Source organism: Nocardioides marmoraquaticus (assembly GCF_054777915.1).
Window position 1 is genome coordinate 41,994 of the sequence record NZ_BAAHAA010000005.1, and the last position, 26,560, is coordinate 68,553.

Below are 26,560 nucleotides of genomic sequence, written 5' to 3' on the forward strand. Positions count from 1 at the left end.
ACCCCCCGTTGGTGGCCGGCAGGCTACTTCGGCTCTCCGGACGAGGAGCACGTGGACCTCAGCGACGACGTCGTGCAGCGCGCCGCGACGGGCGACCAGCTCGCCTTCGCCGCGGTGTACGACGCACTCTCGCCGCGGGTGCTCGGCTACCTGCGGGCCCGTGGCGTCGAGGACCCCGAGGGGCTCACGAGCGAGGTCTTCCTGGGCGTGTGGCCCCGGCTCCCGCAGCTGCGCGGCGGCGCCGACGGGCTGCGCACGCTCGTCTTCTCCGTGGCCCACGCCCGCGCCGTCGACGACGTCCGCCGGCGCGCCCGGCGTCCCCGCAGCGCGCCGTACGAGCCGGAGCACGACGTCCGCACCAGCGAGTCGGCCGAGCAGCACGCGGTCCGCTCCCTCGAGGCCGGCCGGGCGGTGGCGCTGATGGCGCACCTCGGCGACGACCAGCGCACCGTCGTGCAGCTGCGGGTGGTGGCGGAGCTCAGCCTCGAGCAGACCGCGGCCGTCACCGGCCGCACCGTGGCGTCGGTCAAGCAGCTGCAGCGCCGCGGGCTGCTGCGGCTGCGCGAGCTGATGGCGAGCGCGGAGGAGGTGCGATGAGCGACGTCCTCGACGAGCTGCTCGACGAGCTGCGCGACCTCGGCGCCTCCGCGCCGGAGGCCGACGCGGTGGTGCGCGACCTCGGCGGGCTGCGCGAGCTCGCCGACGCCGCGCCCGCCCCCTCGGCCGAGCTGGCGGCCCTGCTCGGACGTGTCGACGCCCCGCCCGTCCTGCGCCCCCGCGGGACGAACGGCGCCTGGGCCCGTCGGGGCGGCACCGTCGGCGGCGCTGTCGTCGTGCTGGTCTCGAGCCTCGGCGCCACCGGCCTCTCGGCCGCCGCCAACACGCTGCCGGAGCGGCTGCAGGAGCGGGTCGCCGGCTTCTCGCGCGCCTACCTGCCCTTCGACTTCCCCACGCCCGCCGAGCGACGCGAGCTCGGGCCGCTGTCGGCGGGGCGGCCCGACGCGCCGAGCGACGCCCACGGGGGTCGTGCCGTGCCGTCGCCCGCCACGGACCCGCCCGCCCCGGTTCGTCCGAGCGACGTCGACCTCGTCGGCGACGGCGACGGCCGCCTCGACGTTCGCCCCTCGCGGGGCAGCGTCCGCGCCGACGCCGAGCGCCCCGCCACGTCGTCGAGCACGAGCGGCGGCGCCACCGCGTCGTCCGCCCCCGTCCGGCCCGGCCGCTCCGACGAGCGTCCCGACCGCCCGGAGCGACCTGACCGACCCGACCGGCCGTCGCCACCGACCGACCCCGCGGCGGCCCCGCCGGCTGCGCCCGCTGAGGAGCCGGAGGAGACGGAGGAGCGGCCGCTGCCGTTGCCCGTCCGGGCACCCGTGTCGGCGCCGCCGGCCTTCGCCGCCCCGCCCGGGCCGCGTCACCCCCAGCGCCCCCGTGCGTCGCTCCCGCCGCGGCCGGACGGGTCCGACGCGCCCGGCGAGGTGCCTCCGGTCGACGAGCAGCCTCCGGTCGACGATCAGCCCGCCCCACCGGACGCCGAGCAGCCCCCCGACCCCGGGCCGCCGGACACCGTCGTCACCGACCCGGGCGTCGAGACCGATGTCGCCGAGCCGGGCGCCGGCTCCGAGCCCGCCGGTGGCTGAGACCCCGCGGCTGCGCGTGGCCGACGCGGCGTTCGTCGCCGACCGGCTCCTCGTCGGGGGCGACCTCGACACGCAGGACGACGAGCTCGCCGGCCGGCAGCTCGACGAGCTGCTCGACGTCGGGCTGACCCACCTCGTCGACTGCCGTGTCGAGTGGGACGACGCCGCGTGGGTCGCCGAGCGGGCCCCCGCGGTCGCCTACCTCCACCACGGCATGGACGACGCCGGCCAGGCGGTCCCCGACGCGTGGTTCGAGGAGGCGGTCGGCTGGGCGCTCGAGGCCCTCGAGTCCGGCGGCACCGTCCTGACCCACTGCCACATGGGCATCAACCGTGGCCCCTCCCTCGGCTTCGCCGTGCTCCTCGCGCTCGGCACCGACCCCGTCGAGGCGCTCGAGCGCATCCGCGTCGCCCGTCCCGAGGCCTACGCGGCGTACGCCGACGACGCCCTGGGCTGGCACCACCGCCGCCAGGGCAGCTCCGCCGACCAGCTCGCCGCCGACCTCGACCGCGTCGCCCGCTGGCGCTCCCAGCACTCCCTCGACCTGGAGCAGGTGATCCGGCTCAAGCGTCAGCAGGGCTGGTGAGGGATGCGTCCTCCCGCGCGGGAAGACGCATCGCCCGACGACCGAGCACCTCAACGGGGCGAGGCGTCGTGCTCCCTGACGGCGACGGAGACGATGGCGGCGGCCTGGTCGTCGGCGATGCCGTCACCCCGGAAGGCGGCCAGGGAGTCGGGGTCGGTCCAGACCTCGAGCACGACGACACGGTCGGGCTCGACGAGGTCGGGCGCGAGGGCGAAGTCGAGGCAGCCGGGGGCGGCGCGGGCGAGGCGCACCACCTCGCGGCACCCGTCGAGGTAGGCCTCACGCGTGCCCGGCCGGAGCTGCAGGTGTCCGCAGACGATGATCACGAGGGACCGACCCGGCTACGGCCTCGGTGTCATCGGTCGGTCCCGGCGCGGGCCGCCCGAGCAGTACGGCGGTCAGCGCCAGCGCCAGGCCCAGCACGGTGAGCGGCCCGACGGGCTCGCCGAACCACAGCGCACCCCACAGCACGGTGGTCGGGGGCACGAGGAAGAGCAGGGTGTTGACCTCGGTGACGCCGCGCCGCTCGAGCAGCAGCCAGTAGAGGCCGTAGCCGCCGAAGGTCGCCAGCAGCGTCATCCAGGCGATGGCGAACCAGAAGTCACCGGTCCACGGCGGCACGACGGCACCGGTCGCGAGGGTCACGCCGAGCGTGAGGACCGTGGTGACCGCGCAGTGGATCGCCAGCGCCTCGGAGGTGGTGGCGCGGCGGGGCCGGCGCCGGTCGACGAAGGTGGCGGCCACGAGACCGGCCATGCCGACCAGGGGCACGCCGTACGCCCACCACGGCGCGGTCGTGGTGGGCGCGAGCAGGTCGGCCGCCGACACCACGACCACCCCGACGAGGCCGAGGGCGAGCCCCGCCCACTGCCGCGCGGAGACCGCGGCGCCCAGCAGCGGGCCGGCGAGCGCGGCCACGGCCAGCGGCTGCAGGCCGTCCATCAGCGAGGTGGTGCCGCTGCTGACGCCGAGGTCGATGGCGGCGTAGACCGCCGCGAGGTAGACCGCCTGCGAGAGCACGCCGACCACCACCTCCCGCCCGAGCTCGGCCCCGCGGAGGCGCCGTACGACGCGCAGCAGCCACGGCGAGAGCAGCGCGGTCAGCACCACCGAGCGCCACAGCAGCATCGTCTCGGCGGGTGCGACCTGCGTCGCCAGCTTGACGCCCACGAACCCCGACGCCCACAGCACCACGAACGCCGCCGACAGCAGCCAGCGTCCGGCGGATATACCGATCGGTCTACTCATGGCCCGACGATATACAGATCGGTATAGTGATGTCCATGAGCGGTCAGACCACCAACGAGGTCGAGTGGACCCCCAAGGCGCGAGCCGTCTTGCGCGCGGCGTCGGAGCTCTTCTACGACCAGGGCATCGCCGCCGTCGGCGTCGACGCCGTGGCAGCGCGTGCCGGCGTCACCAAGAAGACGCTCTACGACCGGTTCGGGTCCAAGGAGCGCCTCGTCGTGGAGTACCTCCGCGAGCGCGACCGGGTGTGGCGCGCGGACCTAGCGGAGCGGATGGTCGCGGCGGGTGACGACGTGGAGGCGCAGGTGCTCGCCGTCTTCGACGCCACGACGCGCAGCACCGCGGACTGGGCGGACGGGGTGGGCTGGAAGGGCTGCAGCATGATCAACGCCCACGCCGAGATCAGCGACCCGGCGCACCCGGCGTACGACGTGGTCGTGGGGGAGAAGGCGTGGCAGCGCGACCTCTTCCGCGACGTCCTGCGACGCGCCGGGGCCCCCGATCCCGACGGCCTCGCGGCCGACCTGATGCTGCTGCACGAGGGGGCGCTGGTGGTCGGCGGCATGGGGGTCGACGACCGCGCGCTCGAGCGGGCCCGCGCCACGGCCCTGCGGCTGCTCCGGACGGCGCTCACGCCTCCAGCAGGCTGAGCAGCCAGGTCGGGCTCATCACACGTGCCCCGCGCAGCTCGACGGTGCGGGCGAGCAGCCGGTCGGCGGTGACCACGACGACCTGGTGGCCCCGCTCCACGGCGGACTCGACCTGCGCCGTGATGGTGGCGTCGCCGTCGCGCGGGGCGTGCACCGTGCGGAGGTGGGCGTCACGGCCGGCGGGCACGCCGCCCTTGGCCTGGCCCTCGAGCACCAGCACGATCTCGTCGTACGACGTGTCGGCGACCGCCAGGCGACCGTGCAGCCGGGCCGCCGCGCCGGCCCGGTCGCGCCACCAGCCGTCGGGACGGGCTCCGACGACGTTGGCGCCGTCGACGACGAGCACGAGCCGGCCCACCTCACTCGTCCTCGGTCAGCGGCTCGACGAGCCACAGCGTGTGCTCGCCCGGCAGGCCCTTGAGCTCGACGGTCTCGGTGCGGGTGAGCCGGAACGGCAGCTCCTGGTCCGCAGCCGCCGCCCGTTCCCGCAGCCGGGCCGCCAGCTCGGTGCTGACCAGCACCTCGCCGCCGTCGGCCATCGACGCCACCCGGGCGGCCTTGGCGACGTTGCGGCCGAAGAAGTCACCGCGCCGCTCGACCGCGCGTCCGGTGTGCAGGCCGATCCGCACCCGCACCGGGTGGTCGCGCAGCCGACGGTTGCGCTGGCGCTTGGCCTGCAGGGCGCGCTGCACCCCGGTCGCCGCTGCGATGCCGAGCTCGGGGGTGGGGAAGACGACCATGAAGCCGTCGCCGGCGCTCTTGACGACGTGGCCCCGGTGGCGCTCCACCTGACGTCGCACCAGCTGCTCGTGCGCCTCGAGCACCTTGACCCACACGTCGTCGCCGAGCTCGGAGTTGAGGGCCGTGGAGCTCTCGATGTCGGAGAACAGGATGGTGACGTTGCCGTCCTCGTCGGCCACCCGCACGATCTCGTGGCGTTGCTCCGAGGCCCACGCGGTGAAGTCGTCGATCGACGACAGCAGCATGCCGCGGACGCCGCGCTCGCGGACCCGGTTGACGGTCTCGGCGGCCGCACGCACCGCGGCTGACGCCGCCACGACGGCTCGGGGGCTGCGGGTGTCGATCAGCGCGACGCGCGACTCGAGCTGCTCGAGCTCCCCGATGCGACGTCGCGCCGCGGCGAGCTCGCCACGCGTGCGCAGCAGCAGCGCCGTCATGGTCACCAGCGCGACGCCCAGGGCCAGCGCGGTCCAGGCGACGGGCGACACGACGACAAGGTTCCCACAAGGGGTCGTTACGGTCGGTCGAGCGTCATGAGCAGCAGGTCGGGCCGCTCCGGCGGCAGCCACTCCGGGCGCAGCCGCCCGACCTCGCGCCACCCACGGGTGCGGTAGAGGGACACCGCGGCCGTGTGGGTCGGCACCACGTCGAGGACCGGCCGGTGGCCCGCGTCGCGGATGCGTCGTACGGCGACCTCCAGCAGCCGCGCGCCGAGCCCGGTGCCGCGTGCCGAGAGCCGGGTGAAGAGGCCGGAGACGGCGCGCAGGCCGGCGGCGTCGGTGTCGAGCGCCGCTGCGAAGGCCGGCGCGAGGTCGCCGAGGCCCGTCACCGCGACGTGGCCGAGCAGTCGCTCGTGGTCCTCGGCGACCCAGGCGTGCTCCTCCGTCGTCCGCACCACGAAGTCGCGGACGGGGAACGGCAGCGGCCAGCGCAGCGGGTACTCCGACGACGGCTCGGCCTCGCGCTGCTCGGTCAGCATCGCCACCAGGCCGTCGACGTCGGCCGCGCGCCGGGAGCGCACCACGACGCTCATGCGGGACCGACGTAGAACCAGCGCCCGGCCCGCCGTGCGAAGAGCGACTCCTCCTCGAGCACGCCGCCGTCGTGGGAGGCCCGGAAGTGGACCCGCTCGCCGGACGCGGCCACCACCTCCAGAGCGATCCACCGGGTGGCGGGGTCGAGCACGAGGTCGGCCGGGTCGGCGGGCCGGTGGCGGGGGTGCCAGGTGCGCCACAGGTACGCCGCGTCGCCGACGGCGTGGGCGGTGTAGCGCGAGCGCATCAGCCGTTCGGGTGTCCCCGCCTGCTGCTCGCCGCGCAGCAGCGGGCCGCAGCAGGCGTCGTACGACGCCGTGGAGCCGCAGGGGCACGGGGGACCGACCAGCACCCGAGCAGTGTGCCGCCCCCGGTCGGACGGTTGCGCTCCGGTACTACCGTGAACGCGTGACGTCCTCGGCACCGTCCAGCACCCGCTCCGCCCCTCCTGCCGCGCGCACCGTCGCGGAGCTGCGGGCCGGCGGCCACGTGCACAAGCCGCTGCGCCAGGAGCTCCGCGACAACCTCCTCGCCGCCCTGCGCGAGGGGCGCGACCCGTGGCCGGGCCTGCACGGCTTCGGCAGCACGGTCGTGCCGCAGCTCGAGCGCGCCCTCATCGCCGGCCACGACGTCGTGCTGCTCGGCGAGCGCGGCCAGGGCAAGACCCGCCTGCTGCGCACCCTGGTCGGCCTGCTCGACGAGTGGACCCCGGTCATCGCCGGCTCCGAGCTCGGCGAGCACCCCTACGACCCGATCACGGTCGCCTCGCAGCGCCGGGCGCAGGCCGAGGGCGACCAGCTCGCCGTGGCCTGGCGCCACCGCGACGAGCGCTACGCCGAGAAGCTCGCCACCCCCGACACCAGCGTCGCCGACCTCATCGGCGACGTCGACCCCATGAAGGTCGCGGAGGGCCGCAGCCTCGGCGACCCCGAGACCATCCACTTCGGCCTGATCCCGCGTTCGCACCGCGGCATCGTCGCCATCAACGAGCTGCCCGACCTGGCGGAGCGGATCCAGGTCGCGATGCTCAACGTGATGGAGGAGCGCGACATCCAGGTGCGCGGCTACGTGCTGCGGCTGCCGCTCGACACCCTCGTCGTCGCGAGCGCCAACCCGGAGGACTACACCAACCGCGGGCGCATCATCACCCCGCTGAAGGACCGCTTCGGCGCCGAGATCCGCACGCACTACCCGCTCGAGCTCGACGACGAGGTCGCGGTGGTCCGCCAGGAGGCCGACCTCGTCGCCGACGTGCCCGACCACCTCGTCGAGGTGCTGGCTCGCTTCACCCGGGCGCTGCGGGCGTCGAGCTCGGTCGACCAGCGGTCCGGGGTCTCGGCCCGCTTCGCGATCGCCGGAGCCGAGACCATCGCGGCTGCCGCGCTGCACCGCGCCACCTCGCAGGGCGAGGACACCGCGGTCGCCCGGGTGGTCGACCTCGAGACGGCCGTGGAGGTGCTCGGCGGCAAGGTCGAGTTCGAGAGCGGCGAGGAGGGTCGCGAGGAGCAGGTGCTCGAGCACCTGCTGCGTCGCGCCACCGCCGAGACGGTGCGGGCCCACCTCGGCGGGCTCGACCTCGCCCTGCTCGTCGAGGCGGTCGAGGGCGGCGCGATGGTGGTGACCGGACCGCAGGTGCCGGCGCGCGACGTGCTCGCCGGCCTGCCGCCGCTGGGCGAGTCCGAGCTCTACGACGACCTGTTCGCCCGGCTCGACGCCCACGACGACGGCAGGCGTGCGGGTGCCATCGAGCTCGCACTGGAGGGTCTCTTCCTGGCCCAGCGCATCGGGAAGGACTCCGACGCCGAAGGCACCGTCTATGGCTGAGCGCTACGTGGTGGTGATGAGCGCCGGCTCGCTGATGGAGCCCGGCGGCTCCGTCATGGCGCACGAGCTGATCCCCGAGGGGATCAGCGTGCGTTGCGAGGAGACCGGCACCCACGTGGTGCACATGGCGGTCGCCGCCACGGTCGTCGGGCAGGTGTGGCGCGGCGCGATCGAGCGTGGGCGACCGCTCCACGGCGCGATGGTGCGGGTCGAGGGTGCCGTCGAGAGCACCGGCGGCGGCGACGGTGACGCCGGTGACGACAGCGTCGCCGTCGAGTACTCCGTCGCCGTCGACTCCGCGATGCTCCCCGAGGACGTCGACGCCCTGGTGGCGTCGGTCGACCCAGTCGGCCACCTGCCCGCGTCGATGCACGGCGGGATCGAGGTACGCCGCGTGGGGCACGCGTGAGCCCCGGGGCCGACGACGGCTCGCGCCGCCACCGCAGCGCCGGCGGCGTCGGGCGGGCCGGACGCCAGCGCAGCCGCTACGGCCGCTACACCGGCGGCGACCCGTTGGCGCCCCCGGTCGACCTGGCCGAGGCGCTGCAGGAGATCGGCGACGACGTGATGGGCGGGGTCTCGCCCGAGCGGGCGATGCGCGAGTTCCTCCGGCGCGGTGGCCGCGACCAGCGCGGCCTCGACGACCTCGCCCGGCAGGTGTCGCAGAAGCGGCGCGAGCTGCTCGAGAAGCACTCCCTCGACGGCACCCTCGAGCAGGTCCGCGAGCTGCTCGAGCGCGCGGTGCTGGCCGAGCGCGGCCAGCTCGCCCGCGACGTCGACATGGACGACGCCGACCGTGCGTTCCGCGAGATGCGGATGGGCTCGGTGCCCCCGAGCCCCGCGGCCGCCGTGCGCGACCTCGCCGACTACGACTGGCAGAGCGCCGAGGCGCAGGCGGCGTACGACGAGGTGAAGGAGCTGCTCGGCCGCGAGCTGCTCGACCAGCGCTTCGAGGGCATGAAGCAGGCGCTCGAGGGCGCCACCGACGAGGACCGCCAGGCCGTGCAGGACATGCTGGCCGACCTCAACCAGCTGCTCGAGAAGCGGCGGCTGGGCGAGGACACGCAAGCCGACTTCGACGACTTCATGGCGAAGCACGGCCAGCACTTCCCCGAGCAGCCGCAGGACCTCGACGAGCTGATGGACGCCCTGGCGCAGCGCGCGGCGGCGGCGCAGCGGATGCGCAACAGCATGACCGCCGAGCAGCGCGCCGAGCTCGACGCGCTCGCCCAGCAGGCCTTCGGCGGGCCGGGGCTGCAGGACCAGCTCGCCCAGCTCGACAGCCACCTGCAGGCGCTGCGGCCGGGGGAGGACTGGAGCGGCTCGCAGGACTTCGACGGCGACGAGGGCCTCGGACTCGGCGAGGGCACCGGCCTGCTGCAGGACCTCGCCGAGCTCGACGCGCTCTCCGAGCAGCTCTCGCAGTCCTACCGCGGCGCGCGGCTCGACGACGTCGACCTCGACGCGCTCGAGCGACAGCTCGGCGAGCAGGCCGGGGTCGACGCCCGCACGCTGTCGTCGCTCGAGCGGGCGTTGACGGAGTCGGGCCTGATGACCCGCGCCTCCGACGGCCAGCTGCGGCTCTCGCCCAAGGCGATGCGCCAGCTCGGCAAGGCACTGCTCAAGGACGCCGCCGACCGGCTGTCGGGCCGCCAGGGCCAGCGCGACGTACGGCGGGCGGGCGCGGCCGGCGAGCCCACCGGCGCCACCCGCGAGTGGGCCTTCGGCGACACCGAGCCGTGGGACGTCACCCGCACCGTGACCAACGCCGTGCTGCGCACGGTCTCGGAGGGCGGGTCGGCCGCGTCCGGCGTGCGGCTGCGCATCGGCGACGTCGAGGTGCAGGAGACCGAGGCCCGCACCCAGGCGGCGGTGGCGCTGCTCGTCGACACGTCGTTCTCGATGGTGCTGGCCGACCGCTGGGTGCCGATGAAGCGCACCGCCCTGGCGCTGCACCAGCTGGTCTCGACGCGGTTCCGCAACGACGCGATGCAGCTGATCGGCTTCGGCCGGGTCGCCCAGGTGCAGCAGATCGAGCAGCTGACGGCGCTCGACGGCAGCATGCAGAAGGGCACCAACCTCCACCACGCGCTGCTGCTCGCCAACCGGTTCTTCCGCCGCCACCCTGCGGCGCAGCCGGTGCTGCTGGTCGTGACCGACGGCGAGCCCACCTCGCACCTCGAGCCCGACGGCGAGCCGTGGTTCGACTACCCGCCCCACCCCCGCACCATCGCGTGGACCGTGCGCGAGCTCGACGCCTCGCGCCGGCTCGGCGCCCAGACCACGATCTTCCGGCTCGGCGACGACCCCGGCCTCGCCCGGTTCCTCGACGACCTCGCCTCGCGCGTCGAGGGCCGCGTGATCGCGCCCGAGCTCGACGACCTCGGCGCGGCCGTGGTCGGCAGCTACCTCGGGGGCCGGGGCGGCGGCTACGGCTCGACGTACGGCGACCAGCGGTTGTCGTGGGGCCAGCTCAGCGACTGGTACGGCGGCCGCGGCTTCTGGGTGCCGGGCGAGGAGTAGCGGCGGGGACTAGAGTCCGGCGCGTGGTCGCGACGGGCGGGGAGGCGCGTGGGCCGGCGGCACGCCGCCGGTCGGTCCGCGAGCGCGTGCTGCGCGAGGGGTACGCCGCGATGGAGGACCTGGCGCAGGAGCACGACGTCAGCGTGATGACGATGCACCGCGACCTCGATGCACTGCAGGCCGAGGGCTGGCTGGTCAAGATCCGGGGGGGAGCGACCGCCAACCCCGGTGCCCTCGTCGAGGCGGGCGTCGCGCAGCGCCAGGGCAGCATGCAGCGGGAGAAGGCGGCGGTGGCCCGCGAGGCTGCGACGATGACCTCCCCCGGACAGACCGTCTTCCTCGACGACAGCACCACGGTCCTGGCGATGGTCGAGCACCTGCGGCAGCGTCCACCGATGGTGGTCGCGACGAACTTCCTCACCGCGGTCGACCAGCTCGGCGACCTTCCCGGCACCGAGGTGATCCTGCTCGGCGGCGCCGTGCACCGGCAGCAGGAGTGCTGCCTCGGCATGCACACCCTGGCCGCGATCGAGCGGCTGCACGCCGACGTCTTCTTCACCTCCACGACCGCGATCAGCGGGGGGCGGTTGCTGCACCGCTCCGAGCCGACGGTGACGGTGCGGCAGGCCTTCATGGCCCACAGCGCGCACAACGTCCTCCTGGTCGACCACGCCAAGTTCGGTCGGCCCGCTCCCCACGTGCTGTGCCGGGTCGCCGACTTCGACACCGTCGTGGTCGACGAGGGCATCGACGCCGCCGACCTCGCCGAGCTGCGCGAGGCCTGCGACGACGTGCGCGTCGCCGCGCTCTGACGCGGAGCTCCTCCGGCTCGCCCGCCCGTCCTGGGGAGAGCTCCGTGCCGACGGACTCTTGTGACGGCGCTCACGTCGTGTTAGAAATCACATGACAGATGTGATTTATAACAGTAGGGGGCCACGTTATGGCACAGGCCACGTGCGGCGTCGACGTCGGGACCTCCGGCGTCCGAGCCGTCGTCGCGCTGGCCGACGGCACCGTCGTCGGCACCGGCTCGGCGGCGCTGCGCTCCCACCGCACCGACGACGGCCGCCACGAGCAGGACCCCAGGGCGTGGTGGGAGGCGCTGACGTCGGCGACGCGCGCCGCCACCGACCAGGCGGGCGACGCCGAGGTCGTCGCGGTGGCGATCGACTCCACCTCCGGCACGATCCTGGTGCAGGCCGCCGACGGCGGCGCTCGCGGACCGGCGCTGATGTACGACGACCGCCGCGCCGCCGACCTCGCCGACGAGGCCGACGCGGTCGGCCGCGAGCTCTGGGCCTCGCTCGGCCACGCCATCGCGCCGACCTGGGCGCTGCCCCGGGTGCTGTGGCTGCTGCGCCACGGCCACGTCGGTGCCACCGACACGGTCGTCCACCAGGGCGACCACCTGTCCGGACGGCTCGTCGGTCGGCCGGTCGCGACCGACACCTCGCAGGCGCTCAAGACCGGCGTCGACCTCCGGGCGGCCGACTGGTCCGGCGACGTGCTCGACCGGCTGGGCGTCCCGCGGCGGGTGCTGCCCGACGTCGTGCTCCCCGGCACGGTGCTCGGCACGGTCTCGGGGCCGGCAGCGCGCGAGACCGGGCTCCCCGCCGGGGCGGAGGTGCGCGCCGGCATGACCGACGGGTGCGCGGCCCAGGTCGCCACCGGCGCGCTGTCCCACGGCAGCTGGAGCTCGGCGCTCGGCACCACGCTCGTGCTCAAGGGGGCCACCGCCGAGCTGGTCCGCGACCCCGCCGGTGCCGTCTACTGCCACCGACACCCGGACGGTGGCTGGTTGCCGGGCGGTGCGTCCACCAGCGGCGCCGGCGTCCTGGGCGAGCTGCTGCCCGACGCCGACCTTGACTCCCTCACGCAGCGGCTGCTGCGCGAGGGCGACCCCCGGCTCGAGCGGGCGACCTACCCGCTGGTGGGACGCGGCGAGCGCTTCCCCTTCCTCAGCGACACGGCGCCGTCCACCGGCCCCGCCCCCCGCGACGAGCTCGAGCGGTTCGCGTCGGTGTGCCTCGGCCTCGCCCTCGTCGAGCGACTGGCCTACGACGTCCTCGCCGGGCTGGGCGCCGACACCAGCGGCGAGGTCACCCTCAGCGGCGGGGCGACACGCAACGCCTGGCTCAACCAGCTGCGCGCCGACGTGCTCGGGCGCCCGGCGGTGCTGACGTCGACCACGGACGCGGCTTTCGGCATGGCCGTCCTGGCGGCCGCCGAGCCCGGTGGGCTCACCACCACGGCAGCCCGGATGGTGCGCCACGAGCAGCGCCTCGAGCCCGACCCGGAGCGTGGCGTCGGGCGCGGTGCGGCCCTGGCGCCGGCGTACGACCACTTCGTCAGCGCCCTGGTCGAGGGCGGCTGGCTCGACCCCGACCGCCTGCCGACCGAGAGGGGCCCTCGTGCCTGACGCGACCACGATGTTCCTGGTGCGCCACGGCGAGACCGTGTGGCACGCCGAGAACCGCTACGCCGGCGCCGAGAGCGACGTCGACCTCACCGACCGCGGCCACGACCAGGCCGACGCCCTGGCTCGCTGGGCCGCCGGGGCAGGGCTCGACCACCTCGTCGTCTCGCCCGTGCGCCGCGCCCGCGAGACAGCCGCGCCCGTCGAGGCCGTCACCGGCCTGGTCGCGCACGTGGCGCACGACCTGCGCGAGGTCGGCTTCGGGGAGGCGGAGGGACGTTCGGCGGCCGAGCTGGAGCACCTCGACCCCGAGGCGCTGGCCCGCTTCCGGGACGACCCCGCCGCCCACCCCTTCCCGGGCGCCGAGCCCCCCGCCGACGCCGCCGCGCGCGGAGCCGCGTGCCTGCACCGGATCGCCGCCGAGCGACCAGGACGGCGCGTGCTCGTGGTCGCCCACAACACGCTGCTGCGGCTGGCGCTCTGCGACCTGCTGGGTCTTCGGGTCGGCGACTACCGCCGGACCTTCCCGCGGCTCGAGAACGCCGCGCTGTGCGAGGTCCGCATCGACCCGACCACCCGGTCCACCGCGCTGGTGCGGCTGAACGCCCCGCCGCAGCCGGCTCCCGACGTACCCACCCCCGAGGCACCCGCCCGCACCACCACCCTGGAGGAGACACCATGACCCGATCGATGATCCGCGCCGGGCGCCGTCCCGCGGCCCTCGTGGCCGCCGGGCTGCTGGCGATGGGCACCGCTGCCTGCGGCAGCTCCGGTGGCGGGGGAGGTGCCGGGGGTGGCAACGACGACGCCGTCGTCGGCTTCCTCATGCCCGACCAGGCCTCGACGCGCTACGAGACCGCCGACGCCCCGGGGTTCGAGGCCGGCATGGCCGAGGAGTGCCCCGACTGCCAGGTCGTCTACCAGAACGCCGACGGCGACGCGACCAAGCAGCAGCAGCAGTTCAACTCGCTGATCTCGCGCGGGGCCAAGGTCATCGTGCTCGACCCCGTCGACTCCAGCGCCGCAGCCGGGCTGGTGCAGCAGGCCCAGGGGCAGGGCGTCAAGGTCATCGCCTACGACCGGCCCATCCCCGACGTCGCCGCCGACTACTACGTGTCGTTCGACAACGAGGCGATCGGCCGTGACATCGCGACCTCGCTGGTCGAGAAGCTCGAGGCCGACGGCACCACGCCCCAGGACGGCGGCGTGCTGCAGGTCAACGGCTCGCCGACCGACGCCGCCGCCAAGCTCATCGCCGACGGCATCAGCGCCGGTCTCGAGGAGGGCGGCTGGGACCCGCTGGCCACCTACGACACCCCCGACTGGGTGCCGGCGCGCGCCCAGCAGTGGGTGGGCGGCCAGATCTCCCGCTTCGGTGACGAGATCGTGGGCGTGGTCGCTGCCAACGACGGCACGGCCGGCGGCACGATCGCCGCCTTCAAGGGCGCCGGCGTCGACCCGGTGCCGCCGGTGACCGGCAACGACGCCACCGTGGCCGGCCTGCAGCTGGTGATCGCGGGCGACCAGTACAACACCATCTCCAAGCCCAGCGAGATCGTCGCCGAGGCCGCCGCCAAGGTCGCGGGCCAGTTCCTCGACGGCGAGACCCCGAAGGGCGAGACCGAGCTGTTCGGCACGCCGAGCCAGCTCTTCACCCCGAAGGTCATCACGGCCGAGAACCTGAAGGCCGAGATCATCGACTCCGGGATCGCGAAGGCCTCCGACCTCTGCACCGGCCGCTACGCCGCCGGCTGCCAGAAGCTCGGCATCTCCTGAGGGGCACGCCGATGACCACCACGCAGCAGCACGAGGAGGTGCGGGTGCCGGCCGGCACGCCGGTGCTCTCCCTCCACGCGGTCAGCAAGTCCTTCGGCGCGGTCAACGCGCTGACCGACATCGACCTCGAGGTGCACCCCGGGGAGGTGGTGGCCCTCGTCGGCGACAACGGCGCGGGCAAGTCCACCCTGGTCAAGACCCTGGCCGGCGTGCACCGCCCCACCAGCGGCGAGGTGCGCTGGGAGGGACAGCCGGTCGAGATCCGCGACCCCTCCCACGCCCTCGAGCTCGGCATCGCGACGGTCTTCCAGGACCTCGCCCTGTGCGAGAACCTCGACGTCGTCTCCAACCTGTTCCTCGGACAAGAGCTCGCACCGATGCGGCTCGACGAGGTGCAGATGGAGGTGCGCAGCTGGGAGCTGCTCAACGAGCTCTCGGCCCGCATCCCGAGCCTGCGCATCCCCGTGGCGTCGCTGTCGGGCGGTCAGCGCCAGACCGTGGCCATCGCGCGGTCGCTGCTGCTCGACCCCAAGGTGATCATGCTCGACGAGCCGACGGCCGCGCTCGGGGTCGCGCAGACCGCAGAGGTGCTCGACCTCATCGAGCGGGTGCGCGAGCGCGGCCTCGGCGTGGTGATGATCAGCCACAACATGGAGGACGTGCGCGCGGTCGCCGACCGCGTCGTCGTGCTCCGGCTCGGCCGCAACAACGGCGTCTTCGGCCCCGACGCGAGCTCGGCCGAGCTCGTCGGCGCCATCACCGGCGCCACCGACAACTCCGTGTCCCGCCGTGCCGCCCGCCGCGGCACGGGTGAGGCACCCGACCCTGCCGACGCCGGAGGTGCGTCATGACGACCCAGGTGAGCCCCAGGCTCGACCGCCAGGACGAGCGCTACGTGGCCGAGGAGGGCATCGGGGGCGCCGTGCGCGCCTTCGGCCGCCGGGTGCGGGCCGGTGACATCGGCGCGCTGCCGGTGGTCGTCGGCCTGGTGCTGATCTGGACGGTCTTCCAGACCCTCAACCCGGTCTTCCTGTCCAGCAACAACCTCGTCAACCTGCTCTACGACAGCGTCTCGGTCGGCATCATCAGCCTCGGCATCGTCTGCGTGCTCGTGCTCGGCCAGATCGACCTGTCGGTCGGCTCGGTCAGCGGCATGTCCTCGGCGCTGCTGGGCGTGCTGTGGGTCGACCGCGGCGTCCCGGTGCTGGCGGCCATCGCCCTGGCGCTCGCCGCCGGCGCGCTCATCGGTCTGCTCTACGCCTTCCTGCTCAACCGCTTCGCGATGCCGAGCTTCGTCGCGACCCTCGCCGGACTGCTCGCCTTCCTGGGCCTGCAGCTGACACTGCTCGGCAGCGAGGGCTCGATCAACCTGCCCTTCGACTCCTTCCTGGTGCGCCTCGGTCAGATCTACTTCGTGCCGCTGTGGCTGGCGTGGGCCGTGGTCGTGCTGGCCGGCGTGGGCAGCTTCGTGACCGGCTTCCGGCACGCCCGACGCCGCCGCCAGGCGGGCCTCTCGGCGACGTCGGTGCAGCTGGTCGCGGTCCGGTCGGTCGTCCTGCTGGTGGTCCTCGGCGCCAGCGTGAGCTACCTCTACACCGACCGGGGCCTGCCGTGGACGTTCCTGTTCTTCGCCGCCCTGGTGCTGGCGATGAACTACGCCTTCACCCGCACCCGGTGGGGGCGGTCGATGATGGCGGTCGGCGGCAACCTGGAGGCCGCTCGTCGCGCCGGCATCAACGTCAAGCGCATCACCACCTCCGCGTTCGTGCTGTGCTCGACGCTGGCCGCCCTCGGCGGCATGCTCGCCGCCGCGCGCCTGGCCTCCTCGAGCCAGCAGGCCGGCACCGGCGACGTGAACCTCAACGCCATCGCCGCGGCCGTCATCGGCGGCACGAGTCTGTTCGGCGGGCGCGGCTCGGCGTACTCCGCGCTGCTGGGGATCCTCGTGATCCAGTCGATCTCCAACGGCCTGACGCTGCTCGACCTCTCGTCGTCGCTGCGCTTCATGATCACCGGCGCGGTGCTCGCGATCGCGGTGCTCGTCGACTCCCTGGCCCGGCGCTCGCGCGCCGCCCACGGTGCGGCATGACGGGCGGCACGACGGGCGGCACGAGCGGCCCGCTGACCGTCGTCTGCGCCGGCGACTGCTTCATCACCGCCGAGGCGTTCGCGGAGGAGGCGCGACGGGTGCTCGGCCCCGACACCCGGACCCTGCTGCACGCCTCCCGCTGGCCCGACGAGCCCTTCGGCGACGTCGACGGCGTGCGCGAGGCGGTCGGCGACGTCGACGACCTCGTCGGGCTGGTGGCCGAGGCCGACGTGCTGCTCACCCACCTGGCCCCGGTCACGGCCCGCGTGCTCGAGGCGGCCCCCCGGCTGCGGGTGGTCGGCTCGGTGCGCGGCGGGCCGGTCAACGTCGACCTCGCCGCCGCGACCCGCAGCGGCGTACCCGTCGCCTACCTGCCGGGCCGCAACCTCGGGGCGGTCGCCGAGCTCACCGTCGGCCTGATGATCGCGCTGCCGCGCGGGGTGGGCGCAGCGTCGCGGGCGCTGGCCGGCGGCCGGTGGGACGCCGGCCCGTTCCGCATCGAGCAGGCGGGTCCCGAGCTGTCGGCGTGCACCGTCGGTCTCGTCGGCGCGGGAGCGATCGGGCTGCGCGTGGCCGAGCTGCTGCAGGCCTTCGGGTCGACCGTGCTGGTGCACGACCCGTACGCCGACGAGGCCGTGCTGCGCGAGCGCGGGGTCGAGCCGGTGACGCTCGACGACCTGCTGGCCCACAGCGACGTCGTGAGCCTGCACGCCCGGCTCACCGACGACACCCGGCACCTCATGGACGCCGACGCCTTCGGCGCCATGAAGGACGGCGCCTACCTCGTCAACACCGCCCGTGGCGAGCTCGTCGACCAGGCCGCGCTGCTGGCGGCGCTGGAGTCGGGCCGACTGCGCGGGGTGGCGACCGACGTCTTCGACCCCGAGCCACCCGCCCCCGACGAGCCGCTGCTGACCCGCGACGACGTGCTCGCCACGCCGCACCTCGCGGGCGCCTCGCAGCAGGTCGCCACTCAGTCGGTGGCGCGCTCGGTCGCCGCCGTGGCGGCGTACCTCGACACGGGCGAGCTCGAGCACTGCGCCAACCCGGACGTCGCGGGAGGGACGTCGTGAGCACCATCGGTCTCGACGTCGGCACCTCACGGGTCAAGGCGGTGCGCTTCGACGCCGACCTGCGCGAGCTCGACTCGCAGTCGGAGGCGACCCGGGTGCAGGCCGGGCGCGACGGCCGCCGCGAGCAGGACCTGCGCGAGGTCTGGGGGGCCGCGCGCCGGGTGCTCGCGGCGGTCGCCGGCCGGGCGAGCGACTCCGTCGACCTGGTCGCGGTCACCGCGCAGGGCGACGGCACCTGGCTCGTCGACGCCGACGGAGAGCCGTGCGGGTCGGCGCTGCTGTGGAACGACTCCCGGGCTGGCGGCGTGGTCGACGACTGGCACCGCGACGGCACCCTCGAGCGGGCCTTCGCGATCTCCGGCTCGATGGGCGCCCCCGGTCTCGCCAGCGCCCAGCTGCGGTGGTTGCGCGAGCACGAGCCCGAGCGCCTCGAGCGCGCGTCCACCCTGCTCAGCTGCGGCAGCTGGGTGCACCGGCGGCTCACCGGGCAGCGCGTGCTCGAGCGCTCCGAGGCGGCCAACCCCTTCTGCTCCGCCGACGGCTGGTCCTACAGCGACGAGCTGCTGGCGATGTTCGGGCTCGACGACGAGCGTCGGCTGCTGCCCGAGGTGGTGGCGGGGGAGTCGGCGGTCAGCCCGCTGACGGCCGCCGCCGCCCGCGAGGTCGGGCTGCCCGAGGGCACGCCGTGCGTGCTGGCGCCGTACGACGTGCTGACGGCCGCCACGGGCACGGGTGCGGTCGTGCCGGGCGCGGCCGTGGCGATCCTCGGCACCACCCTGTGCGTGGGCGTGGCGAGCGACGGGCCGCGCCTCGACCGCGAGCCGGCCGGCATGACGCTGCCGTCGGGCCCGCCCGAGGGTGACCTCGTCGCCTACGCCACCCTGACCGGCACCGAGGCGCTCGACTGGGCCGCCCGGCTGCTCGGCCTCGACGACGCCGTCGCGGTGGTGCGCCTCGCGGCGCGCGCCGAGGGTGACGTGCCGCTGTTCGCGCCGTACCTCTCCTCGGGCGGCGAGCGCGCGCCGTTCCTCGACCCGGCGGCTGCCGCCGGAATGCACGGCCTCGGCCACGACCACGGTCCGGCCGAGGTCGCGCGCGGGGTGCTCGACGGGCTCACCCTCGCCGTCGCCGACTGCGTCGAGGCCGCCGGCGGCGCCGACCGGCTCGCGGTCTGCGGCGGTGGCGCCCGCAGCGAGCTGTGGTGCCGGCTCATCGCCGACGCGACGGGCGCCGTCGTGGTGCGCGGCGACGTCGAGGAGGTCGGGGCCCTGGGAGCCGTGCTGCACGGCCAGGTCGCCCTCGGCCACCACGACGACCTCGTGGCCGCCCGCGCCCGCCTCGGCTCCCGCGAGCGCTCCTACGAGCCCGACCCGGGCACCCGCGACGACTGGTCGCGCCGCCTGACCGGGCTGCGGCGGGTCCGCGGCGGGCACTGACCGCCTGCCGACGCAGCCGCGCCGCCCACCGAGCAGGTGGACGGCGCGGCGTGTGACGTGGGTCAGCGCAGCGGGTCGATGACCTCGTGGTCGGTCAGGGCGCCGACGAGGTGGGCGGCCTGGGCGCGGCCGTCACCGAGCAGGTGGTCGATGGCGGTCAGCCGGGCGGTCATGTGGCCGACGGCGTACTCGTCGGTCATGGCGATGCCGCCGTGCAGCTGGATCGCCTCCTGGCCGACGTGGCGCCCGGCCTTGGAGACCTGCAGCTTGGCGCGTCGTGCCGCCTCGGTGACCTGCGCCGAGGTGGAGCCGGGGTCGGCGATGACCATCGAGGCCCACTCGACGATCGAGCGGGTGAGCTCGACCGAGGTGTACATGTCGGCCGCGCGGAAGGTCAGCGCCTGGAACCGGTTGAGCGTGGTGTCGAACTGCTTGCGCTGGGTGAGGTACGTCGAGGTGCGCTGCAGCGCCGACTCCATCAGGCCCAGCGCCTCGTGGCAGTAGGCGATCTTGGCTGCCGCCACGACGCGCTCGAGCGCCGCGGAGGCGTCGACCGAGCCGTCGCCGAGCCGGGTCGCCGGTGCGCCGTCGAGCACCACGCGCGCCGCCCGGCCGCCGTCGAAGGTGGCGTACGACGTCACGGTGACGCCGTCGCCGGGCGTGACGAGGAAGAGGCCGAGACCGGCATCGGTGCGGGCCGAGACCACGAGCTGGTCGGCGCGCCCACCGACGAGCACGGGCTCCTTGGTGCCGGTGAGGGCGCCGTCCTTCTCGACCACGTCGTCGGCGGCGAGGTCCCAGCGCGAGCCGGGCTCGAGCAGGGCCGCGGCCAGCACGCGCTCGCCGGCCGAGACCGCGCCGAGCACGTCGGCCTTCTGCTCTGCGGTGCCGAGGGCGGCGACCAGGCCGCCCGCCAGCACGACGGACTCGACGTAAGGCTCGGGCGCGACCACGCGGCCGAGCTCCTCGCACACGAGCGACAGCTCGACCGGGCCGGCGCCCATGCCGCCGTCGGCCTCGCTGAAGGGCAGGCCGAGCAGGCCCATCTCGGCCATCTGGCCCCAGCGCTCCTCGGAGAAGCCGGGGTCCTCGGCCACGGTGGCTCGGCGCTGCTCGTTGTCGAAGCCGGACAGCAGGCTGCGGACCGCGTCGCGCAGCGCCTTCTGCTCGTCGTCCAGGGTGAAGTCCATGTCTGCTCCTAGAGACCGAGGATGGTGCCGGCGATGATCTGGCGCTGGATCTCGTTGGACCCGCCGTAGATCGAGGCCTTGCGGTAGTTGAGGTACGACGGTGCGGCCACCTGCGCCCAGTCGGGCACCTCGGAGTCGCTGCCGGCGCCCGAGGCGAGGGCCAGCGGGCCGGCGGCGTCGACGTACAGCTCGGTCACGGCCTGCTGCAGCACCGTGCCCTGCAGCTTGAGCACCGACGAGGCCGGGTGGGGCTTGCCCTCGGAGGAGTTGGCGACCACGCGGAGCGCGGTGAGCTCGAGCGCGAGCAGGTCGTTCTCGAGCTCGACGACCTTGGAGGCGAAGACCGGGTCGTCGAGCAGGCCGGTCGTGCGGGCGTGGCTCTTGAGGTCGGCCAGGCGACGCTTGGACTGCCCGACCGGCGCGACGCCGACCCGCTCGTTGCCGAGCAGGAACTTGGCCATCGTCCAGCCCTGGTTCTCCTCGCCGACGAGGTTGTCGGCTGGGACGCGGACGTTCTCGAACCAGACCTCGTTGACCTCCTTGCCGCCGTCGATCAGCTTGATCGGCCGCAGCGTGACGCCCTCGGTGTCCATCGGCACCAGGATCATCGAGATGCCCTGCTGCTTCTTGGGGGCGTCGGGGTCGGTGCGGCAGAGCACGAAGATCCAGTCGGCGTGCTGTCCGAGCGTGGTCCAGGTCTTCTGCCCGTCGATGACCCACCCGTCGCCGTCGCGGACGGCCTTGGTCTTGAGCGAGGCCAGGTCGGAGCCGGCGTCGGGCTCGGAGAAGCCCTGGCACCACCAGATGTCGAGGTTGGCCGTGGGCGGGAGGAACGTCTGCTTCATCTCCTGGCTCGCGAAGTGCGCGATGACCGGGCCGATCATGCCGGCGTTGAAGGCGAGCGGCGCCGGCACGCAGGCCAGCTCCATCTCCTGCTGCCAGATGTGACGCTGCAGCGGCGTCCAGCCGCGACCGCCCCACTCCTCGGGCCACGAGGGAACGGCGAGACCGGCGGCGTTGAGGATGCGCTGCGACTCGACGATCGCGTCCTTGCCGAGCTCACGGCCCGAGCGCACCTTGTCGCGGATCTCGGTGGGGACCTTCTCGGTGAAGAAGGTCCGCATCTCCTCGCGGAACTCCTGGTTGTCCTTCGACAGCGCCAGCTGCATCGATCACTCCTGACCACGGCTGCGCCCGGCCGGGCAGCCGGGCACGCTCGAGGTTACCGCGCAGTACGAGGAGGTCGGAGCCGGCTCAGGTGGCGAGCGCCTTCTCGATGTCGCCCGCGATCTTCTCCGGCTTGGTGGTCGAGCCGTAGCGCTTGATGACCTTGCCGTCCCGACCGACGAGGAACTTGGTGAAGTTCCACTTCACCTTCTCGCCGAGCAGGCCCTTCTTCTCGGAGGTCAGCCACCGGAAGACCGGGTGGGCGGAGTCACCGTTGACGTCGACCTTGGAGAACATCGGGAAGCTCACGCCGTAGTTCTTCTGGCAGAAGGCGCCGATCTCCTCGTCGCTGCCGCTGTCCTGGTTGAACTGGTTGCTCGGGAAGCCGAGCACCACCAGGCCCTGGTCGGCGTAGGTCTGGTGCAGCTTCTCCAGGCCCTCGAACTGCGGGGTGAAGCCGCAGGCCGAGGCGGTGTTCACCACCAGGGCGACCTGGCCGTCGTACGTCGCGAGGTCGCGGTCCTCGCCGTCGATGGTGGTCGCGGTGAAGTCGCCGAGCTTGGGCACGAGGGTCCTCCTGGGGTGGTGGGGTCGCCGGGGGTTCGTGCTCAACGGTGCCCCGGATTGGTGCTGCGCGCACGTGGTCGCCCGGTGTTCTCGGCCACGGCCTCGGTAGGTTCGCCGCGTGGCGACCGTGACTGCGACCCCCCTGATGGCCGGAGACCCCGCGGCCGACGCCGAGCGGCTCTCGCGGCTGCGGCGGATGAAGGCGGTGGCGCTGGGCCTGCTGGTGCTCGCCGCCGTCGTCTACGTGCTGACCCTCGACCAGGACGGCTTCCTGGGCTTCGTCAACGCCGGCGCCGAGGCGAGCATGGTCGGCGCGATGGCCGACTGGTTCGCCGTCACCGCGCTGTTCCGTCACCCGCTCGGCCTGCCCGTGCCGCACACCGCGCTGGTGCCCCGCAAGAAGGACGAGCTCGGCAAGAGCCTCGAGGAGTTCTTCGCCGAGAACTTCCTGCAGGAGCAGGTCGTGCGCGACCGCCTCGCGGCCGCGGGCGTCGTACGCCGCCTCGCCACCTGGCTGACCGACCGCGACCACGCCGACCGCGTCGCCGCCGAGGGAGCGACCGTCGTCGCGATGGCCCTGCGCCGGCTCAGGGACGACGACGTCGAGCAGGTGGTGCGCGAGGTGATCCTCCCGCGCTTCGCCGAGGAGCCCGTCGCCCCGCTGGCGGGCGGTTTCCTGGCCGAGGTGGTGCGCGACGGCTCGCACCACGGCCTGGTCGACCTCGTGCTCGAGGAGGCCCACGACTGGCTGGTGCAGCACGAGGACGAGTTCACCGACGTGGTCGCCTCGCGCGCACCGTGGTGGGCCCCGGAGCGGGTCAACAGCGCCGTCGTCGGCCGGCTGCACCTCGAGGCGATCCGCTGGGTCGCGGAGATCCGCCGCGACCCCCACCACCAGGCCCGCGAGGCCTTCGACAGCTTCTTGCGCCAGCTCTCCGAGGACCTCCAGCACGACCCGGAGACGCAGGAGCGCACCGAGACCCTCAAGCGCCGGCTGCTCGGGCAGCCGCAGCTGGTGCGCACCGGCATGGCGCTGTGGGCCTCGCTGCGCACCGGGCTGCTCGGCGCCCTCGACGACGAGACCGGCCCGCTGCGGCGGCGCGCGGCCGACGAGCTGGTCGCCTTCGGCGAGCGCCTCGAGCGCGACGACGAGCTGCGCGCCCGCCTCGAGGGTCGCGCCGCCGACCTCGTGGTCTGGGCGGTCGACCGCTACGGCCAGGAGCTGACCAGCGTCATCACCGCCACCATCGAGCGCTGGGACGGCCACGAGGCCGCCCGCCGGATCGAGCTGCACGTCGGTCGCGACCTGCAGTTCATCCGCATCAACGGCACCATCGTGGGCGGCCTGGTCGGCGTCGTCATCCACGCCGTCACACTGGTGCTGTGAAGCTCTTCGGCCGTCGTACGCCGCCCGCCCGCGAGCCCGAGCCGGTGCCCGTGGCGATCACCGACGACGTCATCCGTCTCGGCCAGCTGCTCAAGCTCGCCGACCTCGTCGAGGACGGCGCCCAGGCCAAGGAGCTCATCGCCGCCGGCCTCGTCAGCGTCGACGGCGAGGTCGAGACCCGCCGGGGCCGCCAGCTCCGCGCCGGCGCCGTCGTCGCCCTGCTGGTCGACGACGCCCCGCCGCCGGTGGTGATCAGCTCCGAGCCGGTGCCCGACGACTTGCCCTGGTAGGTGCTCCGCTGCGCCACGAAGTCTGACGCTGAGCCACGATTGTTTGCCGCGTCCAGCGGCAAAGTCACTGGTCCACCAGTGACTTTGCGGCCCCGCCGGGGAGAGCTGCCGGGAGGTTGGTAGGTCGGCAGCCGAGTCGGACTGGCGGTCCCCCGTGGGGTGTCGCGCGGTCGTACGGCGCCACTGAGCCACGAAGACTGACGCTGAGCCACGATTGTTTGCCGCGTCCAGCGTCAGAGTCACTGGTCCACCAGTGACTTTGCGCCTGGCGACGGGAACCTCAGCGCCCGAACATGGCGCGGAAGGTGGCGCCCGACTGCGTGGCGGGGTGCAGGACGGCGAAGGTCTCGAGCACGACGGGGGTGTCGTCGCCGACGCCGGGCAGGTCGGCGCGCCAGGCGGCGACGGAGTCGTGGGCCTCGGCGCGGGCGTGGTCGAGGTCGACGTCGGCCGCACGCACGGTGCGTACGCCGGTGGTGGCGAGCAGGGCGCGGGGGCGGTCGTCGCCGTCGAGCGCGATCGAGAGGTCGCCGACGGCGGGGAGCGACGCGCCGGCCTGCTCGTAGGCGAAGAGCGGGGTCGCGCTGGCGGTGCGGGTGCCGTCGAGCACCTGCTCGAGCAGCCGGTCGGCCTCGGCGTGCTCGTCGGAGAAGGCGAAGGTGGGGGGCACCACCGAGGCGAGCACGGTCGGGCCGAAGTACGCCGGCAGCCCGGTGAGGCGGCCGCGCACGCGGGCGTCGGCCCAGAAGCGCTCGAGCTCGCCCTCGGAGGTGCCCCTGCCGGTCATGCGGGCTACCGCACGCCGATCAGGTCGACGACGAAGATCAGCGTCTCGCCGGGCTTGATCACGCCGCGGGCGCCGCGGTCGCCGTAGCCGAGGTGCGGCGGGATCACGAGCTGGCGGCGACCGCCGACCTTCATGCCCTGCACGCCGGTGTCCCAGCCGCTGATGACCTGGCCGACGCCGAGGCGGAAGTCGAGGGGGGCGCCGCGGTTGTAGGAGGCGTCGAACTCCTCGCCCGTGGAGTGGGCGACGCCGACGTAGTGCACCGACACGGTGCTGCCGGACGTGGCCTCGGGGCCGTCGCCCTCGACGAGCTCGGTCACCACCAGGTCGGAGGGCGGCGGGCCGTCGGGGAAGTCGATCTCGGGCTTCTCTGCAGTCATGGCTCCACCCTGCCACGGCGGGCGGGGGCGGCTCACTCGTAGGGCTGGGCCGGCTCCTCGGTGGGCCGTACGTCGGACACCTCGACGACGGGCAGGCCGGGTCGGGGGATCTCGGCGGTGCCCGGGTCGACCCACCGGCCGGTCACGCGCACCCAGCTCTCGACGGGCGGGGAGGACGCCCCCTCGACGCGCACCTGGTAGCCGATGACGTCGGCGGCGCAGCACGACATGGCCAGGCGGTTGAGCACCCAGCCGTCGCCGTCGTCGGCCCGGGTCACGAAGCCGACGAGCTCGACGGTGCGCCCGGCCAGGGTGTCGTCCCACTGCGCGCGCGACTGGAACTCGCCCACCGGCATCGGCTGGGAGTCGTCGACACCGCCCCAGTCCTGGTCGACCGCGACGGCGACCGAGTTGCGCTCGGCGGTGTAGGCGCCCAGCGCCGGAGGGCTGATGACGAAGACGGCCACCACCGGTGCCAGCAGCAGCCACGCGGCGGCGGGGGCGCGGTGCTCGTGCGTCTCCCGGCCGGCCAGGCCCACGACGCGCACGGCCAGGGCCAGCAGCACGACGGCGGTGGCGAGCAGCGGCCACCTCATCCAGCCGTTGACGTAGCGCAGGTGCACGTCGGTGAGCGCGAGCCGGGCGCAGACGCCGCCGGTCAGCGCCAGCACGACGCCCTGGGTCCGCAGGATCACAGCAGCCACCACCCGACGAGGACGGCGCAGGGGGTGGCGACGACCACCACGAGCGGGACGAAGACGGCCGCGAAGCGGCGGCCGAAGTAGCCGGCCTCGAGGCTGGCCAGCTTGACGTCCATCGCCGGGCCGACCACGAGGAAGACCAGCCGGGCGGTGGGGGAGAAGGCGGTGAGCGAGGCGGCGACGAACGCGTCGGTCTGCGAGCACAGCGCCACCACGAAGGCGAACAGCGCCATCACGACGACACCCACCACCAGGTTGCCGCCGAGCGTGTCGAGCACGGCGCGGGGGACGAAGGCGTTGACGGCCGCGGCGATCATCGCGCCCATGACGACGTACCCGGCCGACTCGACGAGGTCGTGGTGCACCAGCCCGAGGAAGCCGCCGATGCCCTTCCCGTGCTCGTGGGCGCCGACGCGGTCGAGCCGGGGCGGCGTGCGCTTGCCGACCTTGATCCAGAGCCAGCCGACGACCACCGCCGTGGCCATCGAGGCGGCGAATCGCGCCAGCGCCATCTCGGGCATGCCGGGGAAGGCGACCAGGGTGGAGACCACGACGACGGGGTTCACCGCGGGCGCGGCCAGCAGGAAGGTCAGCGCGGCGGCCGGGGCGACGCCCTGGCGCATAACGCTGCCCGCGATGGGGATCGAGGCGCACTCGCAGCCGACCAGCCCGACGCCCGCGACGCCGGCCACCGGCACGGCTGCGGCGGGGTTGGTCGGCATGACCTTGCGCACCATCCGCTCGCTGAGGAAGGTCGAGATCAGGGCTGCCACCAGCACGCCGCCGACGAGGAAGGGCAGCGCCTGCACCACGATCGCGACGAACATCGCGGCCCAGGCGCGCACCGCCGGGCCGTCGAGCATGCCGCTGATCCAGCCCTGGCCCAGCAGCAGGAGCAGCAGGGCGAGCACGACCAGCTCGGGCTGACCGACCAGCCGGTCGCGGCGCACGGCGTCCGACGCGTCGTTCCCCGGGGGGCTCTCGGGTGCCGTCGTCTCGGTCACCGCAGCACCGTACAACGGGAACCGTCGTCAAGCCGGGCACCGCGCGATTCG

Annotated in this window: 30 protein-coding genes; 17 read left to right on the forward strand and 13 right to left on the reverse strand. The window is 74.3% G+C overall.

The window, feature by feature from the left end; translation table 11 throughout:
* Positions 1-51: 51 nt before the first annotated feature.
* The 3 genes from ACYU8I_RS05170 to ACYU8I_RS05180 are packed head-to-tail and all read left to right on the forward strand — an operon-like array spanning position 52 to position 2,226.
* The gene (locus tag ACYU8I_RS05170) at positions 52-597 is read left to right on the forward strand and encodes an RNA polymerase sigma factor (RefSeq protein ID WP_460838189.1); all 546 of its coding nucleotides are present in this window, start codon (positions 52-54) and stop codon (positions 595-597) included.
* A complete protein-coding gene (locus ACYU8I_RS05175) occupies positions 594-1,640 on the forward strand; it encodes a hypothetical protein (RefSeq protein WP_460838191.1) in 1,047 nt (348 codons plus the stop codon). Before ACYU8I_RS05170 ends, ACYU8I_RS05175 begins: the two co-directional genes overlap by 4 nt.
* Positions 1,633-2,226 carry a protein-tyrosine phosphatase family protein gene (locus ACYU8I_RS05180; protein WP_460838193.1) on the forward strand — a complete coding sequence of 198 codons (594 nt, stop codon included), beginning with the start codon at positions 1,633-1,635 and terminating at the stop codon, positions 2,224-2,226. Before ACYU8I_RS05175 ends, ACYU8I_RS05180 begins: the two co-directional genes overlap by 8 nt.
* 50 nt (positions 2,227-2,276) lie before the next feature.
* Here ACYU8I_RS05180 and ACYU8I_RS05185 read toward each other — a convergent pair whose 3' ends face one another.
* Together ACYU8I_RS05185 and ACYU8I_RS05190 are read right to left on the reverse strand one after the other, a co-directional pair.
* On the reverse strand, positions 2,277-2,552 hold the full coding sequence (locus ACYU8I_RS05185; RefSeq protein ID WP_460838195.1) for a putative quinol monooxygenase: 276 nt from the start codon (positions 2,550-2,552) through the stop codon (positions 2,277-2,279).
* On the reverse strand, positions 2,506-3,474 hold the full coding sequence (locus tag ACYU8I_RS05190) for a DMT family transporter (RefSeq protein WP_460838197.1): 969 nt from the start codon (positions 3,472-3,474) through the stop codon (positions 2,506-2,508). The genes ACYU8I_RS05185 and ACYU8I_RS05190 overlap by 47 nt, the downstream gene beginning before the upstream one ends.
* Before the next feature lie 35 nt (positions 3,475-3,509).
* On the opposite strand from ACYU8I_RS05190, the gene ACYU8I_RS05195 reads away from it, so the two are divergent.
* On the forward strand, positions 3,510-4,124 hold the full coding sequence (locus tag ACYU8I_RS05195; protein ID WP_460838199.1) for a TetR/AcrR family transcriptional regulator: 615 nt from the start codon (positions 3,510-3,512) through the stop codon (positions 4,122-4,124).
* Here ACYU8I_RS05195 and ACYU8I_RS05200 read toward each other — a convergent pair.
* From ACYU8I_RS05200 to ACYU8I_RS05215, 4 genes are read right to left on the reverse strand one after another with little or no spacing between them, the layout of a single operon-like run.
* The gene (locus ACYU8I_RS05200; protein WP_460838200.1) at positions 4,105-4,482 is read right to left on the reverse strand and encodes an NYN domain-containing protein; all 378 of its coding nucleotides are present in this window, start codon (positions 4,480-4,482) and stop codon (positions 4,105-4,107) included. The genes ACYU8I_RS05195 and ACYU8I_RS05200 overlap by 20 nt on opposite strands.
* Before the next feature lies 1 nt (position 4,483).
* A complete protein-coding gene (locus tag ACYU8I_RS05205) occupies positions 4,484-5,353 on the reverse strand; it encodes an adenylate/guanylate cyclase domain-containing protein (protein WP_460838202.1) in 870 nt (289 codons plus the stop codon).
* Positions 5,354-5,379: 26 nt separating this feature from the next.
* Positions 5,380-5,898, reverse strand: a complete 519-nt coding sequence (locus ACYU8I_RS05210; protein WP_460838204.1) for a GNAT family N-acetyltransferase — start codon at positions 5,896-5,898, stop codon at positions 5,380-5,382.
* On the reverse strand, positions 5,895-6,251 hold the full coding sequence (locus tag ACYU8I_RS05215; protein ID WP_460838206.1) for a YchJ family protein: 357 nt from the start codon (positions 6,249-6,251) through the stop codon (positions 5,895-5,897). Before ACYU8I_RS05215 ends, ACYU8I_RS05210 begins: the two co-directional genes overlap by 4 nt.
* 56 nt (positions 6,252-6,307) lie before the next feature.
* Here ACYU8I_RS05215 and ACYU8I_RS05220 point away from each other — a divergent pair, with 56 nt between their 5' ends.
* From ACYU8I_RS05220 to ACYU8I_RS05270, 11 genes are all read left to right on the forward strand, one after another.
* Positions 6,308-7,723 (forward strand): magnesium chelatase, encoded by a 1,416-nt coding sequence (locus ACYU8I_RS05220; RefSeq protein ID WP_460838208.1) that lies wholly within the window; start codon positions 6,308-6,310, stop codon positions 7,721-7,723.
* On the forward strand, positions 7,716-8,132 hold the full coding sequence (locus ACYU8I_RS05225) for a hypothetical protein (protein WP_460838210.1): 417 nt from the start codon (positions 7,716-7,718) through the stop codon (positions 8,130-8,132). The genes ACYU8I_RS05220 and ACYU8I_RS05225 overlap by 8 nt, the downstream gene beginning before the upstream one ends.
* A 104-nt stretch (positions 8,133-8,236) precedes the next feature.
* Positions 8,237-10,246, forward strand: a complete 2,010-nt coding sequence (locus ACYU8I_RS05230; protein WP_460838493.1) for a vWA domain-containing protein — start codon at positions 8,237-8,239, stop codon at positions 10,244-10,246.
* 23 nt (positions 10,247-10,269) lie between these two features.
* Complete coding sequence (locus ACYU8I_RS05235; protein WP_460838212.1) at positions 10,270-11,058, forward strand: DeoR/GlpR family DNA-binding transcription regulator; 789 nt, start codon at positions 10,270-10,272, stop codon at positions 11,056-11,058.
* Positions 11,059-11,186: 128 nt separating this feature from the next.
* Positions 11,187-12,665, forward strand: coding sequence for an FGGY-family carbohydrate kinase (locus ACYU8I_RS05240; protein WP_460838214.1), 1,479 nt, complete (start codon positions 11,187-11,189; stop codon positions 12,663-12,665).
* The gene (locus ACYU8I_RS05245; protein ID WP_460838216.1) at positions 12,658-13,344 is read left to right on the forward strand and encodes a histidine phosphatase family protein; all 687 of its coding nucleotides are present in this window, start codon (positions 12,658-12,660) and stop codon (positions 13,342-13,344) included. The genes ACYU8I_RS05240 and ACYU8I_RS05245 overlap by 8 nt, the downstream gene beginning before the upstream one ends.
* Positions 13,341-14,438: an ABC transporter substrate-binding protein gene (locus tag ACYU8I_RS05250; protein ID WP_460838217.1), complete on the forward strand. Its 1,098-nt coding sequence runs from the start codon at positions 13,341-13,343 to the stop codon at positions 14,436-14,438. Before ACYU8I_RS05245 ends, ACYU8I_RS05250 begins: the two co-directional genes overlap by 4 nt.
* A gap of 11 nt (positions 14,439-14,449) precedes the next feature.
* Positions 14,450-15,289: an ATP-binding cassette domain-containing protein gene (locus tag ACYU8I_RS05255; RefSeq protein ID WP_460838219.1), complete on the forward strand. Its 840-nt coding sequence runs from the start codon at positions 14,450-14,452 to the stop codon at positions 15,287-15,289.
* Complete coding sequence (locus ACYU8I_RS05260) at positions 15,286-16,527, forward strand: sugar ABC transporter permease (protein WP_460838221.1); 1,242 nt, start codon at positions 15,286-15,288, stop codon at positions 16,525-16,527. The genes ACYU8I_RS05255 and ACYU8I_RS05260 overlap by 4 nt, the downstream gene beginning before the upstream one ends.
* Complete coding sequence (locus ACYU8I_RS05265) at positions 16,524-17,600, forward strand: NAD(P)-dependent oxidoreductase (protein WP_460838223.1); 1,077 nt, start codon at positions 16,524-16,526, stop codon at positions 17,598-17,600. The genes ACYU8I_RS05260 and ACYU8I_RS05265 overlap by 4 nt, the downstream gene beginning before the upstream one ends.
* Positions 17,597-19,036: an FGGY family carbohydrate kinase gene (locus tag ACYU8I_RS05270; RefSeq protein WP_460838224.1), complete on the forward strand. Its 1,440-nt coding sequence runs from the start codon at positions 17,597-17,599 to the stop codon at positions 19,034-19,036. Before ACYU8I_RS05265 ends, ACYU8I_RS05270 begins: the two co-directional genes overlap by 4 nt.
* A 62-nt stretch (positions 19,037-19,098) precedes the next feature.
* On the opposite strand, the gene ACYU8I_RS05275 is transcribed toward ACYU8I_RS05270, so the two are convergent.
* From ACYU8I_RS05275 to ACYU8I_RS05285, 3 genes are all read right to left on the reverse strand, one after another.
* A complete protein-coding gene (locus ACYU8I_RS05275) occupies positions 19,099-20,226 on the reverse strand; it encodes an acyl-CoA dehydrogenase family protein (RefSeq protein WP_460838226.1) in 1,128 nt (375 codons plus the stop codon).
* An 8-nt stretch (positions 20,227-20,234) separates the two neighbouring features.
* Positions 20,235-21,395: an acyl-CoA dehydrogenase family protein gene (locus ACYU8I_RS05280; RefSeq protein ID WP_460838227.1), complete on the reverse strand. Its 1,161-nt coding sequence runs from the start codon at positions 21,393-21,395 to the stop codon at positions 20,235-20,237.
* Positions 21,396-21,480: 85 nt separating this feature from the next.
* Positions 21,481-21,960, reverse strand: a complete 480-nt coding sequence (locus ACYU8I_RS05285; RefSeq protein ID WP_460838229.1) for a glutathione peroxidase — start codon at positions 21,958-21,960, stop codon at positions 21,481-21,483.
* Between the two features lie 118 nt (positions 21,961-22,078).
* Between ACYU8I_RS05285 and ACYU8I_RS05290 the strand changes: the two genes are divergently transcribed.
* Positions 22,079-23,347 carry a DUF445 domain-containing protein gene (locus ACYU8I_RS05290; protein ID WP_460838231.1) on the forward strand — a complete coding sequence of 423 codons (1,269 nt, stop codon included), beginning with the start codon at positions 22,079-22,081 and terminating at the stop codon, positions 23,345-23,347.
* Positions 23,348-23,403: 56 nt separating this feature from the next.
* A complete protein-coding gene (locus tag ACYU8I_RS05295; protein ID WP_460838494.1) occupies positions 23,404-23,637 on the forward strand; it encodes an RNA-binding S4 domain-containing protein in 234 nt (77 codons plus the stop codon).
* Between the two features lie 280 nt (positions 23,638-23,917).
* On the opposite strand, the gene ACYU8I_RS05300 is transcribed toward ACYU8I_RS05295, so the two are convergent.
* From ACYU8I_RS05300 to ACYU8I_RS05315, 4 genes are read right to left on the reverse strand one after another with little or no spacing between them, the layout of a single operon-like run.
* Complete coding sequence (locus ACYU8I_RS05300; RefSeq protein WP_460838234.1) at positions 23,918-24,424, reverse strand: ASCH domain-containing protein; 507 nt, start codon at positions 24,422-24,424, stop codon at positions 23,918-23,920.
* Between the two features lie 5 nt (positions 24,425-24,429).
* Entirely contained in the window at positions 24,430-24,804 is a 375-nt protein-coding gene (locus ACYU8I_RS05305; protein WP_460838236.1) for an FKBP-type peptidyl-prolyl cis-trans isomerase, read from the reverse strand.
* A gap of 32 nt (positions 24,805-24,836) precedes the next feature.
* Complete coding sequence (locus tag ACYU8I_RS05310) at positions 24,837-25,499, reverse strand: TIGR03943 family putative permease subunit (protein ID WP_460838238.1); 663 nt, start codon at positions 25,497-25,499, stop codon at positions 24,837-24,839.
* Positions 25,496-26,509, reverse strand: coding sequence for a permease (locus ACYU8I_RS05315; RefSeq protein ID WP_460838240.1), 1,014 nt, complete (start codon positions 26,507-26,509; stop codon positions 25,496-25,498). Before ACYU8I_RS05315 ends, ACYU8I_RS05310 begins: the two co-directional genes overlap by 4 nt.
* Positions 26,510-26,560 lie beyond the last annotated feature (51 nt).